At 67.9% G+C, this 12,976-nt stretch carries 11 protein-coding genes; 4 read left to right on the top strand and 7 right to left on the bottom strand.

Annotation, left to right across the window (positions count from 1 at the left end):
• Positions 1-72 precede the first annotated feature (72 nt).
• From IAG39_RS12315 to IAG39_RS12305, 3 genes are read left to right on the top strand one after another with little or no spacing between them, the layout of a single operon-like run.
• A complete protein-coding gene (locus tag IAG39_RS12315; RefSeq protein ID WP_118932823.1) occupies positions 73-1,638 on the top strand; it encodes a GMC family oxidoreductase in 1,566 nt (521 codons plus the stop codon).
• Positions 1,639-1,640: 2 nt separating this feature from the next.
• Positions 1,641-3,113: an aldehyde dehydrogenase family protein gene (locus IAG39_RS12310; protein ID WP_118932822.1), complete on the top strand. Its 1,473-nt coding sequence runs from the start codon at positions 1,641-1,643 to the stop codon at positions 3,111-3,113.
• 42 nt (positions 3,114-3,155) lie between these two features.
• Positions 3,156-4,055 carry a catalase gene (locus tag IAG39_RS12305; RefSeq protein ID WP_118932821.1) on the top strand — a complete coding sequence of 300 codons (900 nt, stop codon included), beginning with the start codon at positions 3,156-3,158 and terminating at the stop codon, positions 4,053-4,055.
• Here IAG39_RS12305 and IAG39_RS12300 read toward each other — a convergent pair.
• Positions 4,013-4,966: a LysR family transcriptional regulator gene (locus IAG39_RS12300; protein WP_118932820.1), complete on the bottom strand. Its 954-nt coding sequence runs from the start codon at positions 4,964-4,966 to the stop codon at positions 4,013-4,015. The genes IAG39_RS12305 and IAG39_RS12300 overlap by 43 nt on opposite strands.
• Positions 4,967-5,080: 114 nt before the next feature.
• On the opposite strand from IAG39_RS12300, the gene lysA reads away from it, so the two are divergent.
• Entirely contained in the window at positions 5,081-6,316 is a 1,236-nt protein-coding gene (gene lysA / locus IAG39_RS12295) for a diaminopimelate decarboxylase (RefSeq protein ID WP_059379896.1), read from the top strand.
• Between the two features lie 6 nt (positions 6,317-6,322).
• Here the strand turns inward: lysA and garL are convergent, their stop codons facing one another.
• The 6 genes from garL to IAG39_RS12265 form a co-directional block, all read right to left on the bottom strand.
• Positions 6,323-7,090, bottom strand: a complete 768-nt coding sequence (gene garL / locus IAG39_RS12290) for a 2-dehydro-3-deoxyglucarate aldolase (protein ID WP_041655817.1) — start codon at positions 7,088-7,090, stop codon at positions 6,323-6,325.
• Between the two features lie 73 nt (positions 7,091-7,163).
• Positions 7,164-8,159 carry a Bug family tripartite tricarboxylate transporter substrate binding protein gene (locus IAG39_RS12285; protein ID WP_118932819.1) on the bottom strand — a complete coding sequence of 332 codons (996 nt, stop codon included), beginning with the start codon at positions 8,157-8,159 and terminating at the stop codon, positions 7,164-7,166.
• A 47-nt stretch (positions 8,160-8,206) separates the two neighbouring features.
• Positions 8,207-9,952, bottom strand: coding sequence for an L-arabinonate dehydratase (araD, locus tag IAG39_RS12280; RefSeq protein WP_118932818.1), 1,746 nt, complete (start codon positions 9,950-9,952; stop codon positions 8,207-8,209).
• 47 nt (positions 9,953-9,999) lie between these two features.
• Positions 10,000-11,106: an Ldh family oxidoreductase gene (locus IAG39_RS12275; RefSeq protein ID WP_118932817.1), complete on the bottom strand. Its 1,107-nt coding sequence runs from the start codon at positions 11,104-11,106 to the stop codon at positions 10,000-10,002.
• A 49-nt stretch (positions 11,107-11,155) separates the two neighbouring features.
• On the bottom strand, positions 11,156-11,929 hold the full coding sequence (locus IAG39_RS12270) for a FadR/GntR family transcriptional regulator (RefSeq protein WP_118932816.1): 774 nt from the start codon (positions 11,927-11,929) through the stop codon (positions 11,156-11,158).
• Positions 11,930-12,009: 80 nt separating this feature from the next.
• A complete protein-coding gene (locus IAG39_RS12265) occupies positions 12,010-12,939 on the bottom strand; it encodes a dihydrodipicolinate synthase family protein (protein WP_118932815.1) in 930 nt (309 codons plus the stop codon).
• Positions 12,940-12,976: the final 37 nt, after the last annotated feature.

Raw genomic sequence — 12,976 nt, 5'->3', positions numbered from 1 at the left:
GATCCGATCAGCCGTCGATGCGCTTGAACCTCCGATCCTGACACAAGCTCGGAATTCTTATGGGAGACCACAATGAATACAGGACTACGCCACCCTTTGGGGTCGGAAAATTCAGACTTCGAGCATGCTGCCTTCGACATCATCGTGGTGGGAGGCGGCTCGGCTGGAGCCGTGCTGGCCAGCCGCCTGAGCGAAGATCCGACCCGCCGAGTGCTGCTGATCGAGGCCGGCCGCGCCTATCCGCCCCACGCTTACCCCGACGCCGTCCGCGCCCAGAACATCATCGGCGGCGATGCCAAGCACGACTGGGGATATGCATCCCTGCCAGGCTGGGGCGGAAAATCCTTCCCGGTTCCGCGGGGCAAGGTGCTGGGCGGCTCCTCGGCCGTGAATGCCGGCGTCTGGATGCGGGCGCCCGCAGCCGACTTCGAGCGCTGGACCCGGGCAGGACTGCCGCATTGGTCCATCGCCGACGCGCTGCCGTTCTTCCGCGGCAGCGAATGGACCGCCTCGGGCGCGGACCAATGCCACGGCCGCTCCGGCCCGGAACCGGTGCACCAGCTGCACGACGACGAGATCTCCGACATGCAGCACGCGTTCGTGGTGTCGGCCCAGATGGCGGGTCACCCCCGCGTTCAGGATTTCAATGGCGACTCGCCTTTCGGCGTCGGCCCCTACCCGATGAACAACCGCATGGGCCAACGGCTGAACACGGGCATGACCTACCTGTCGGACCTGGTGCGCGCCCGGCCCAACCTGACGATCTACAGCGAAACGCTGGCTGACCGCGTCGATATCAGCGATGGCCGGGCGCAAGGCGTGATCCTGGCCGATGGCGAGCGGATCGAAGCCGGCGAAGTCGTGCTCGCGGCCGGAACGTATGGATCGGCAGCCATCCTGCTTCGCTCCGGCATCGGGCCGGCGGCGGACCTCAAGGCCCTGGACATCCCCGTTATCGCCGATCTGCCGGTCGGCCTGCGGCTGCAGGAGCATCCCTTCTACTACACCGTTTGGGCCGCGCATCCCGAACGGCTGGGGCTTCCCATCCCGCCGGTCGGCGCCATTCTGTGGACCCAGTCATCCGAAGCCGGCCCGGGCGACGGCGACCTGCACGTCAGCGCCGTGCACTACGGCGATCCCGCCGACTCGCCCACCGGCGCGATCTTCATGCTGGCCCTGGCGCTGACCCGTCCCAGCTCCACTGGCACCCTCAGGCTGCGGGACCGCGATCCCCGTACCGCGCCGCTCATCGACCTCAACATCCTCGGGACCGCGCGCGATCGGGAACTGATGGTCGAAGGCATCCAACTGATCCGGCGGATCGCGAGCCAGGGTCCGCTGTCCGAGATCATCGCCCAGGAACTCATACCCGGCCCGGCCGCTGCGGACGCCGCCGCGCTGGAAGCCGCCCTCCCTGCGGCGCTGGACATCTATCACCACCCGACCTCGACCGCCCCCATGGGCGGCGACGGCGATCCCGGCGCGGTAACGGACTATCAGGGGCGCCTGCGCGGCATCGCCGGCCTGCGGGTCGCGGACGCTTCCTGTTTCCCGGACATTCCCTCAGTCGCCACCAATCCCACCGTAGTCATGCTGGCCGAGCGCATCAGCAACTGGATCAAGAACACGGAGACCTGACCATGAACGATGCCGCAAACACCGCCTGGTCCCGCAAGGCCTACAACTGGATCGGAGGCGTCCAGCTCTCCGAAGGCGCCTTGAGGGAATCGATAGACCCTGCCACCTACAACATCATCGGCCACTACCCCGACAATGGCCTGCAAGCGGCAAGTTCGGCCGTCGCGGCCGCCGTGCGCGCCTTCCGCACGACGCCGTGGGCGCATGACCACGAACTGCGCGCCCGCGTCCTGGAGCAACTGGCGCGCGCCTTCGAGCGCAACCGCGACCGGCTGCTGGATATCCTTTCGCTCGAAAACGGCAAGATCAAGGGCGAAGCCGGCTTCGAACTCGACATGATTCCAAGCAAGCTGCGCTACGCGGCCGCCGCCGCCCTGCTCGAAAGCGGCCGGGCGCTGACGCCCAGGCCTGGCAGCATCTCCATGGTCCTGCGCCAACCCATGGGCGTGGCGGCCGTGATCGCGCCCTGGAATTCGCCGGCGGTGCTGACGATACGGTCGCTGGCGCCGGCCCTGGCGGCGGGATGCACGGCGGTCGTCAAGCTGCCCGGCCAAGTGGCGCAAACGGCCAGCTTCATGGCAGAAATCATGGCCGAAGCGGAGGATCTGCCGGACGGCGTGGTCAATCTGTTCTTCGAAAGCGGACCCGAAGGCTCCGCCTATCTCGTGGACTCGCCCGAGGTTCCCGTCATCAGCTTCACCGGCTCCACCCGCACCGGCCGCGCGATCAGCGGCGCCGGCGCCAGGCACTTGAAGCGCTTCGGCATGGAACTCGGCGGCAAGACTCCCATGATCCTGTTCGATGACGCGGACGTGGACGCGGCGTTGCCCGTGCTTGAAAAGGCATTGACTGTCTTCAGCGGCCAGTTCTGCATGACCGGCTCCCGCTTGCTGGTTCAGGACGGCATCTACGCCGCGGTCCGCGACGGACTCGCCGGCCGGCTGCGCCAGGTCAAGGTCGGCCCGGCTGCCGATCCGGACAGCGATATGGGTCCGCTGATCGACCGCGCCAGCGTCGAACGCGTCGACCATGCGGTCGTCCTCGCGATCGCAGCGGGCGCCACGGCGGTCGAACGCGGCGGGCCGGTGAACAGTGGCCCGCTGGCCAGCGGCGCCTTCTACCGCCCCACCCTGCTGGAAGTGACCGACAACAGCCTGGCCATCGTCCAGCAAGAAACCTTCGGCCCGGTGCTGACGATCCAGCGCTTTGCCAATGAGGCCGAAGCCATACGCCTGGCCAACGACAGCGAGTACGGCCTGGCCGCCAGCGTCTGGACCCGCGACGTAGAGCGGTCGCTGCGCGTCGCGCAAGCCATCGACGCGGGTTCGGTATGGATCAACGACTGGGCCAAGGTCTACGACGGCACCGAGGAAGGCGGCTTCAAACAGTCCGGACTGGGACGCCTGAACGGCGTGGCCGCGCTGGAAGACTTCATCGAGTACAAGCACATCGCACTCAAATCCGGCCTCGGGTAATGCCGACGAACCGGAACATCCATTAGAAAAAAGGAGGCAACCATGCCGGATTCCACCGCCGCAAAGCTGATCGACGCGCTCCATGCGGGCGCGGAGGTCTCGCCAGGCTGCCGCGTCAATCACGCGCGCGGACTGCTTGTTGAAGGCAGATTCCTTGGCGTGCCCCGGGCAGCGCAATTCTGCGCTTCGCCCATGTTCAACGACGCGGAGCAGCCGCTCCTCGTCCGGTTCTCAGACTCCGGCCCCGACCCGCGGATCCGCCAGGACAGTCCGCAAGCCGAACCGCGCGGCTTGGCCGTGCGTATCGGGCAGGATTCCCAGTTGGTGCTGGTCGGCCACTCGATCGAAGGCTTCCCCGCGCAAGACCCGCAGACGTTTCTTGCATTCATACAGGCCTTGAACACGCAGCACGCGGCCCCTGAATCGCTGCAAGCCCACCTGGCGGCCAATGCGCGGGCGCAACGCTTCGGCCAACTGCAGCAAGACACCCTGCCCACGGGCTACGCCTCCCGCAGCTATCACATGCTTCATTCCTACCGCCTGACCGCCGCGGATGGCGGGACGCGAACTGGCAGGCTGACGATCCGAGGCAGGAACGCCGATGGCGCTCACAAGGCCCTGAACGGTCGGAACTGCATGGACGAGGCCTTGCGCCACGCAATGGAGGCGGGCCCGGTGGCGCTGGAACTGGCGTTCACCCCGGCGCCGGAAGGAGGCGCGACGAACGACCCGTCCGCTGGCTGGCCCGAACACGGCGGCTCGATGCTCCTGGGATACCTAATGCTGGAACGCCTTGCGCCAGATCAGGACGCGCAACGCACCCTGGTGTTCGACCCATCCATCCTGCCTGCAGGCATCGAGTTCGTGGGCGACCCGCTGCTGAAGGCGCGCCTGCTGGCCTACCGGTTGGCGGCAGAGCGACGACTGCGCGGTATTTCCTGATCCAGGCCTGACGCCAGGCGGCTCCGGGCTGCCGCTGCCGCCTCGCGCAATGACGCCATCAGCCCGCCCACCAGCGGATTGCCTGGCCGATGCTCAGGAAACACCACGCTGACCCGGAACGGAAACGAGCGCGCCAAGGGACGGATATGCAGGCCCCGGCCGGCAAAGTCCAGCGCGGTCAGCGGATTCACGATGGCCAGGCCCAAGCCCTGCCGCACGAAGGTGCACACGGACACGGCGGTCGTCGTCTCGACGATGGACCGCCGCAGCACGCCGGCTTCGGCAAAGGCCTCGTCGATCTGGATGCGGTAGGGATCGCTGGAAGACAGGCTGACGAACGCCTGCCCTTCGAAATCCGCCAGCTCTATGCGCTGCCTGCCCAGGAGCGCATGAGCATCGGGCAGCACGCAGACCTCGTCCACTTCCAGCAACAGCTCCACGCGCGTGCCCGCCGGCGCCGCATCGTGTTCGGTCAGGCCCAGGTCGTAGCGCTGGGCGCTCAGCCATTCCTCCAGGAAGGGCGATTCCTGCGTTTCCAGCATCAGGCTCACCCCGGGATGGCGCTCGTGGAAGCGCCGGAATGCATCCGGCAGGATGGAATGGGAAAAGACCGGCAAAGCGATCACCGACAACTGCCCGCCCTGGTAGGCCCGCAGGCGGGCGGCAGCCGAGGCCACCCGCTCCAGGCCCGCGTAGGACTGACGGACCTCGTCGAACAGCGCCAAGCCCGGCATGGTGGGCCGCAGCCGCCCCGCCACGCGGTCGAACAGCGTGAAGCCTATGCCCTGCTCCAGGCGCGCCAGCTCGCGGCTGACGGTCGGCTGGGACGACCCCAGCAGTTCGGCCGCCTTGGTCACGCTGCCGGCGATCATGACCGCGCGGAAGACTTCGATTTGCCGGTGCGTCAGCATCGCCTACTCATATCAAAAATGAATCGATCAAGGAAATTTAAGCATTTTACTGGATGACCAAAGCCGGGCATCATGCCGCCTTGTTTTCACTCCACCAACAAGGTTTCGCCCGCCATGGCCTTCGATCCGCGCCAACTCACCCAACTCGCCGCCGAGCACGGCACGCCGCTTTGGGTGTACGACGCCGCCGTCATCCGTGAACGCATCGCGCAACTGCGCCGCTTCGACACCATCCGCTATGCGCAGAAGGCCTGCTCCAACCTGCACATCCTGCGCCTGATGCGCGCCGAGGGCGCCGTGGTGGACGCCGTCTCGCTGGGCGAGATCGAGCGCAGCCTGGCCGCCGGCTTCCAGCCCCAGGGGGAGCCGGAAGGCATCGTCTTCACCGCGGACCTGATCGACCACGCCACGCTGGCCGCCGTGCTCAAGCACGGCATCACCGTCAACGCCGGTTCCCTGGACATGCTGGCCCGCGTCGGCCAGGCCTCGCCCGGCCATCGCGTCTGGCTGCGCATCAACCCGGGCTTCGGTCACGGCCATAGCAACAAGACCAACACCGGCGGCCCGCAGAGCAAGCACGGCATCTGGATCGGCGACGTGGCCGCAGCCATGGCCATCGTGCGCCGCCACGGCCTGAAGCTGGTCGGCATCCACATGCATATCGGCTCGGGCGTGGACTACGCCCACCTGTCCAGCGTGTGCGACGCCATGGTCGACGTGGTCGCCTCGCTGGACCACGACATCGAAGCCATTTCCGCGGGCGGCGGCCTGTCCATCCCGTACCGCGAAGGCGATGCCCGCATCGACTGCGACCACTACTTTGAACAATGGGACGCGGCGCGCCGCCGCATCGCCGAGCGCCTGGGCCATGAGATCCGCCTGGAAATCGAGCCGGGCCGCTTCCTGGTCGCCGAGGCCGGCGCGCTGGTGTCGGAGGTGCATTCGATCAACCGCCGTCCGGAGCGCGATTTCGTGCTGGTCGACGCCGGCTTCAACGACCTGATGCGTCCGGCCATGTACGGCAGCTATCACCAGATTTCGGTGCACGCGCCCGACGGCAGCCGGCCGCAAGGCGCGGCCGAGACCCGCATCGCCGTGGCCGGCCCGCTGTGCGAATCGGGCGACGTGTTCACCCAGGACGCCGGCGGCGTGGTGTCGGACCAGTTGCTGCCGCAGCCGCGCATCGGCGATTTCCTGGTGTTCCACGACGCGGGCGCCTATGGCTCGTCGATGTCCTCGAACTACAACAGCCGCCCGCTGGCGCCGGAAGTGCTGCTGGACAACGGCGCGGCGCGGCTGATCCGCCGCCGCCAGACGATAGGCGAGCTGCTGGCGCTGGAAGAGGCCTGAGCCTCGTCAGGTCGGGAACGCCTCGCGCAAGGCGAAGGTCGCCTGCTTGAACACGCCCAGGTCGGTGCCCACCGCCACGAAGTGCATGCCCATGTCCAGGTAGCGCCGCGCATCCGCATGCACCGGCGCCAGGATGCCCACGGCCTTGCCCTGGGCCGACACCCGCTGGTACAGATGGCGGATGGCCTCCTGGACTTCCGGATGGCCGGGATTGCCGATATGGCCCAGCGCCGCGGCCAGGTCGGACGGTCCGATGAACACGCCGTCCACGCCCTCCACGGAGGCAATCTCGTCCACGGCATCGATGCCCGGGCGGCTTTCTATCTGCAGCAGTACGCAGATGTTGTCGTTGATGGTGTGCAGGTAGTCCGGCACCGTGCCATAGCGGTTGCTGCGCTGGGCGCCCGCCACGCCGCGCATGCCCTGCGGCGGATAGCGCGTGGCGGCCACGGCCCGGCGCGCGTCCTCTTCGGATTCGATGAACGGAATCAACAGGTTGTAGAAACCGATATCCAGCAGCCGCTTGATCTCCACCGGGTCGTTCCACGACGGCCGGCCCACGGCAGCGCTGGCGCTGCCCTGCAGGGCCTGCAGCTGCTGCAGGAACATCGGCACCTCGTTGGGCGAGTGCTCGCCGTCCAGCAGCAGCCAGTCGAAATTGGCCAGCCCCACGAGCTCGGCCGTGATGTGGCTGGACATGCACATCCAGAATCCGATGAGCCGTTCGCGCGCCAGGATGCGTTGCCGGAAACGGTTGGGTAAGGGTGAGTTCATTGCCGTCTTCACTTCATCAAAAAAACAGGTCAGGCCGGGCCCGCAAGCCCGGCCGCGCATTCAATCCACGCATTCAATCCATTTTTGCGCCCGAGGCCTTGGCCGCCTTGCCCCACTTCGCGATCTCGTTATCCACGAACGCCGAGAACGACTTCGGGTCGTCGGCCACCACCACGAACCCCACGCTCTCCAGCTTCTGCCGGATCTCGGGCGAAGACAGCGCCTTCACCGTCGCCTGGTTCAGGCGCTGGATCACGGCGGGCGGCGTCTTCGCCGGCGCCGACAAGCCAAACCAGGACTCGGCCGAAAAACCCGGATAGCCCGATTCCGCCACCGTCGGCGTATCGGGATAGGCGGGATTGCGCTTGGCGCTGGCCACGGCCAATGCGCGCAGCTTGCCGGAAGTGACCTGCGGCAGCAGCGTGTCCTGGTTCAGGAACATGACCTGCACGCGGCCCCCGATCATGTCGGTGATGGCGGCAGCGCCGCCCTTGTAAGGCACGTGCACCAGATCGATCTTGGCGTCCTGCTTCAGCATCTCCATGGCCAGATGGCCCGACGAGCCGCTGCCCGAACTCGCATGCGTGTACTTGCCCGGGTTCTCGCGCGCCAGCTTGATGAACTCGGCGAAGGTCTTGCCCGGAAAGTCGTTGTTGGCGACCAGCACATTGGGCCCGGTCGCCAGCAGCGAGATGTGCGCGAAGTCGCTGTCGCGGTAAGGCATGTTCTGGTAGACCGCATAGCTGATGGCGTTGGAGCCCACGCCCGACAGCAGCAGGGTGTAGCCGTCAGGCTCGGCCTTGGCCACCATGTCGGAGCCGATATTGCCATTGGCGCCGCCCTTGTTCTCCACCACCACGGTCTGGCCCAGTTCCTTGGACAGCTCGGCCGCCAGCAGGCGGCCCACCGAATCGGTGCTGCCGCCCGCCGGAAACGGCACCACCAGCTTGATTTGCTTGGCGGGCCAGTCCGCGCCCTGCGCCATCAGCATGCCTGGCAGCACGGCCAGCGCCCCCGCGGCCGCCAGGATGGCCAAGCGTGCGCGCGCCGCCGGTTTCTTCTGTTGCATGGTTGTCTCCTCTGTGGGTTTTTTAGTATGTGCGCCCGGTGTCCGGGTCAGTGGATTTCAGGCTCGCCCGCGGCCGGAGCGCGCGTTTCAGTCTGAAGAAAATCGAAATCGCAGCCCGTGTCGGCCTGGCCGATGTGCTTGAGGTACAGCACGCCGTAGCCGCGCTCGAAACGCGGCGGCGGCGCCTGCCAGGCGGCGCGGCGCGCGGCCAATTCCTCGTCGGACACCAGCAGTTCCAGGCGCCGCGCCGGCACGTCCAGCGTGATGCGGTCGCCGTCCTGCACCAGCGCCAGCGGGCCGCCCACATAGGCTTCGGGCGCCACGTGCAGCACACAGGCGCCGTAACTGGTGCCGCTCATGCGCGCGTCCGAGATGCGCACCATGTCGCGCACGCCCTGCTTCAGGAGCTTCTGCGGAATCGGCAGCTGGCCCCATTCCGGCATGCCGGGCGCGCCCTGCGGCCCCGCGTTCTGCAGCACGATGACGCTGTCGGCGTCCACGTCCAGATCGGGGTCGTCGATGCGCGCGGCCATGTCGTTGTAGTCCTTGAAGACCACCGCGCGGCCCGTGTGCACCTGCAGATGCGCCTCCATCGCGGGCGGCTTGATCACCGCGCCGTCGGGCGCCAGGTTGCCGCGCAGCACCGCCAGCCCGTCGCGCTCGATCAGCGCCTGCGCGCGCGGCCGGATCACGTCTTCATTGAAGATGCGCGCGCCCGCGATGTTCTCGCCCAGCGTGCGGCCGTCCACGGTGCGCTGGGTCGTGTCCAGCAGGTCGCCCAGCTGCACCAGCATGGCGCGCAGGCCGCCCGCGTAATAGAAGTCTTCCATCAGGTACTTGCCGGCCGGCCGCAGATTGGCCAGTACCGGCGTGGTGCGCGCCAGGTGATCGAAGCGGTCCAGGTCCAGTCCGAAGCCGCTGCGGCGGGCCATGGCGATCAGGTGCACCACCGAATTGGTCGAGCCGGACAGCGCCAGCACCGTGCGCACGGCGTTGTCGAAAGACGCGGCGGTCAGCAGGTCCGACGGCTTCAGGTCTTCCCACACCATCTCCACGATGCGCTTGCCGGTCAGGCTGGCCATCTGCGCGTGGCGCGAGTCCGGCGCCGGGATCGACGAGGCGCCCGACAGGCACAGGCCCAGCGCCTCGACCGCGCCCGTCATGGTGGACGCGGTGCCCATGGTCATGCAGTGGCCGGGCGAGCGGGCGATGCCGTCCTCCACGCCTTGCCAGTCTTCTTCGGTGATGTTGCCGGCGCGCAGCTCGGCCCAGTACTTCCAGGTGTCCGAGCCCGAGCCCAGGGTGTTGCCGTTCCAGTTGCCGCGCAGCATGGGGCCGGCCGGCATGAAGATGGTGGGCAGGTCCATGGACACCGCGCCCATCAGCAGCGCGGGCGTGGTCTTGTCGCAGCCGCCCATCAACACGCAGCCGTCCGCGGGATAGGAGCGCAGCAGCTCTTCGGTCTCCATCGCCAGCAGGTTGCGGTAGAGCATGGTGGTCGGCTTCTGGAAGGGTTCCGACAGGCTCATGGCGGGCATTTCCACCGGGAAGCCGCCCGCCTGCCAGATGCCGCGCTTGACCTCTTCCACGCGCTGCTTGAAATGGCTGTGACAGGGGTTGATGTCGCTCCAGGTATTGATGATGGCGATCACCGGCTTGCCGGCGTAGTCCGAGCGGTGATAGCCCATCTGCGCGGTGCGCGAACGGTGGCCGAACGAGCGCAGGTCGCGCACGCCGTACCAGCGGTGGCTGCGCAGTTCTTCGGGTTTCTTGCGCTTGGTTGAATTGCTCATGTCTCTGTTCCTGTGCTCTTGGGCAAGGGTTTATAGGGAAAACGGGATCACGCCGCGTCCAGCAGATAGGGCGTGCCGGCGCGCTCGCAGATGGCGCGCAGGCGTTCGGCCAGCGCGACAGGGATGGGGATGCCCTCGCGCAGCCGGCGCGCGCGCTCGGCGGCCTCGGGCTCGCCCGCCACCAGCACCGGCTCGTCCGGATGGGCGGGCGGCGTATCGTGCATGGCGTCGATCATGTCGTCCATGTCGGACTCGAACGAGCCCGCCGCGCGAAAGGCGTCGGGGTTCAGGGCCAGGAAGAAATGGCCCACGTCGTCGGGGTCGCCGGGACGGCGGGTCGGGGCGCGGCGCGCGGCGAAGGCGCTGCCGCTGAGCGTGCCGCCCAGGATCTGCGCCATCATCGCCAGGCCGTAGCCCTTGTGGCTGCTCATGGCGGCAGTGCCGCCCAGCGGCGTCAGGCCGCCCTCGGGATGCTTGAAGATGAATTGCATGGCGGCCGCCGCATCGGTGACCGCGCCGCCCTGCCCGTCCACCGCCCAGCCCGGCGGCAGCGGCTGGTCGAGGAAGTCGTAGACCTTGACCTTGTTGGCGGCGACGGTGGTGGTCGCCATGTCCAGCAGAAAGGGTTCGTTGTAGGCCGCCGGCGCGCCGAAGGCGATGGGGTTGGTGCCCAGCATGGGCATGGCGCCGCGCGTGGGCACCATGATGACGCCGTTGGCGCTGCTGGTCACCAGTCCGACCACGCCGCGCTCGACCGCGATGCGCGCATAGACCCCGGCCGCGCCGAAGTGATGCGAATTGCAGACCGACACGGCGCCCACGCCGTGCTCCAAAGCCTTGTCCACCGCCAGGTTCATGGCCTGCGCCGCCACCGGATAGCCCAGGCCGCCCATGCCGTCGATCAGCGCGCTGGCGCCGCCGTCGCGCAGGATGCGCGGCCTGGCGTCCAGCCGCAGGGTGCCGGCGCGCAGCTTGTCCTCGTATGCCGGCAGCATGGAGATGCCGTGCGAATCGATGCCCAGCAGGTCGGTGCGCGCCATCAGGCCCGCAGTGACGTGCGCCAGGTCCTGCGCCATGCCCCAGGCCATCAGCACCTGCAGGATCTGCTCGCGGACCTGCTCCACCGGCGCTTGCACCGCGATATTCCCTTGCACTCTGGTCTCCTGTAGTTTTGATTCGATCGCAGCGGGCAGACGGAAGGGATCAATCGCGCTCGCGGTCCACCAGCCGGTGCCGCGCCTGGCCCAGATGGAACTGCATGGCGACGCGGGCGCGCTCGCTGTCCTGTTCGCGAATGGCGTCCAGGATCGCGGCATGCTCGTCCACCACGCGCTGCGCACGCTGGCGCGAGCCGGTGCGGGTCAGGTTCAAGGTGAGCCGCATGAAGCCGCTGATGGATTCGTGGATGCTTTCCAGCACGCCCAGATAGAAGTCGTTGCCGCTGGCTTCGGCGATGCTGGCATGGAAGGCCAGGTCGGCCTCGGCCGACACCTGGCCGCGCGCCAGGCTGTCGGCGAAGGCCGCGTGCGCGTCCGCGATCTTCCTGAGCTGCTCATCGGTGCGGCGCAGCGCCGCCAGGCGCGCGGCGTCGCCCTCCAGCGCCACCCGGACCTCCTGGGCGCGCAGGTAGGCGCTGACGTTCTGCACGTCGTTGAAGGTCTTCAGGCGCGGCGCGGGCGCATGGCTGACAAAGGTGCCCAGCCCCTGGTGCGCGGTGATCAGGCCGTCGGCGCGCAGGCGCAGCAGCGCTTCGCGCACCACCGGACGCGAGACGCCGAAGCGTTCGGAGATTTCGTTCTCGGATGGCAGCTTGTCGCCCACGTTCAGCCCGCCGGAGACGATCTGCTCGAAGATCTGGCCGTACAGCTGATCCGCCAGCCGCACCCGGTGCCCGCGTTCGAGCACCAGCGCGCCCGCGGCATCGTGTTCGGCGGGCGCCTGCGGCGCGGGCGCGGGTGTTGCTTTGGGTCGGGCCACGAAACCTCCTCGATGCTATGGCGCTGCCCGCGATGGCGGGACAGCGCTCATCGTACCGTCAATGCGCGGCGCCAGTGCGCTCACGCGGCGGCCGCCTCCCGGTCCCAGGCCGCCAGGGCGCGCGCCACCGGCGCCACGCGCTCGCGCTCGGCGGCGGAGATGCCGGTCAGCAGGGGCAGCATCGGCCCCATGTCCGCCACGCCCGACAGGGTCACGGCATCGTGCAGCACGCGGATGGGACTGATGCTGTCGCGGCAGTCCTCCAGGCCCAGGTACTGTTGACGCACGGCCTCGGCTTCGTCATAGCGGCCGTCGCGCAGCAGATGCAACAGGCGCATCGAGCCGCGCGGCGCCACGCAGACCGAGCCGGAGGTGAAGCTCTTCAGGCCGAAATCGCGGTAGTGCACGATGGCCGGGCGTTCGCCGATGCCGCTGACGATCCAGCGCGCATCCACCGCCTGCAGCAGCGACGACAGATAGGCGTCCTGCGACGGATCGTCGCGCACGACGGCGTACTTGAACGCCACGATGCGGCCCTCTTCGATCAGGCGCGCGGCGCTTTCCAGCGCCAGGTAGCCGGACGACTTGATGTAGATCACCGCGGGCTTGCCCAGCGCGTCCGTGAAGCGGCGCACGCCTTCTGCCAGGCCCGCGTCCGTATAGGGAAAGGACATGGGCAGCAGCATGGCCGTGGGAAACGCGCGCGTACGCAGGATCGCCGCCTGGTCCATCATCTTGCCGTAGTCGGGCCCCACGGAAGGCAGGATCCACGTATCCGCGCCTGCCAGCCCGGCCAGCATATCGACGATGCGCGCGTATTCGCCCACGCCCACGTTGTAGAAGTTGGCGTTGCCGCCATACATCACGTTGCGCACGCCGCCCGCTTCCAGATGGCCGAGCAGGGCCTTGTTGGCCGCCTCGTTCAGGGAAAGATCGTCGTGGCGCGCCAGCGGCGGCACGGCGATGACCGAACGCTGCAAGTCCTGCGCGGTGACCGGGGAGGTTTTCATGGGCGGGGCTCCTGGCTGATCCTGCTATCGGGTGTGT

Origin of the sequence: Achromobacter xylosoxidans, from assembly GCF_014490035.1 — a bacterium.
Taxonomy (GTDB): domain Bacteria; phylum Pseudomonadota; class Gammaproteobacteria; order Burkholderiales; family Burkholderiaceae_B; genus Achromobacter; species Achromobacter bronchisepticus_A.
The sequence above is the reverse complement of the archived record's forward strand: the minus strand, read 5'-3'. Positions and strand labels throughout refer to the sequence as shown.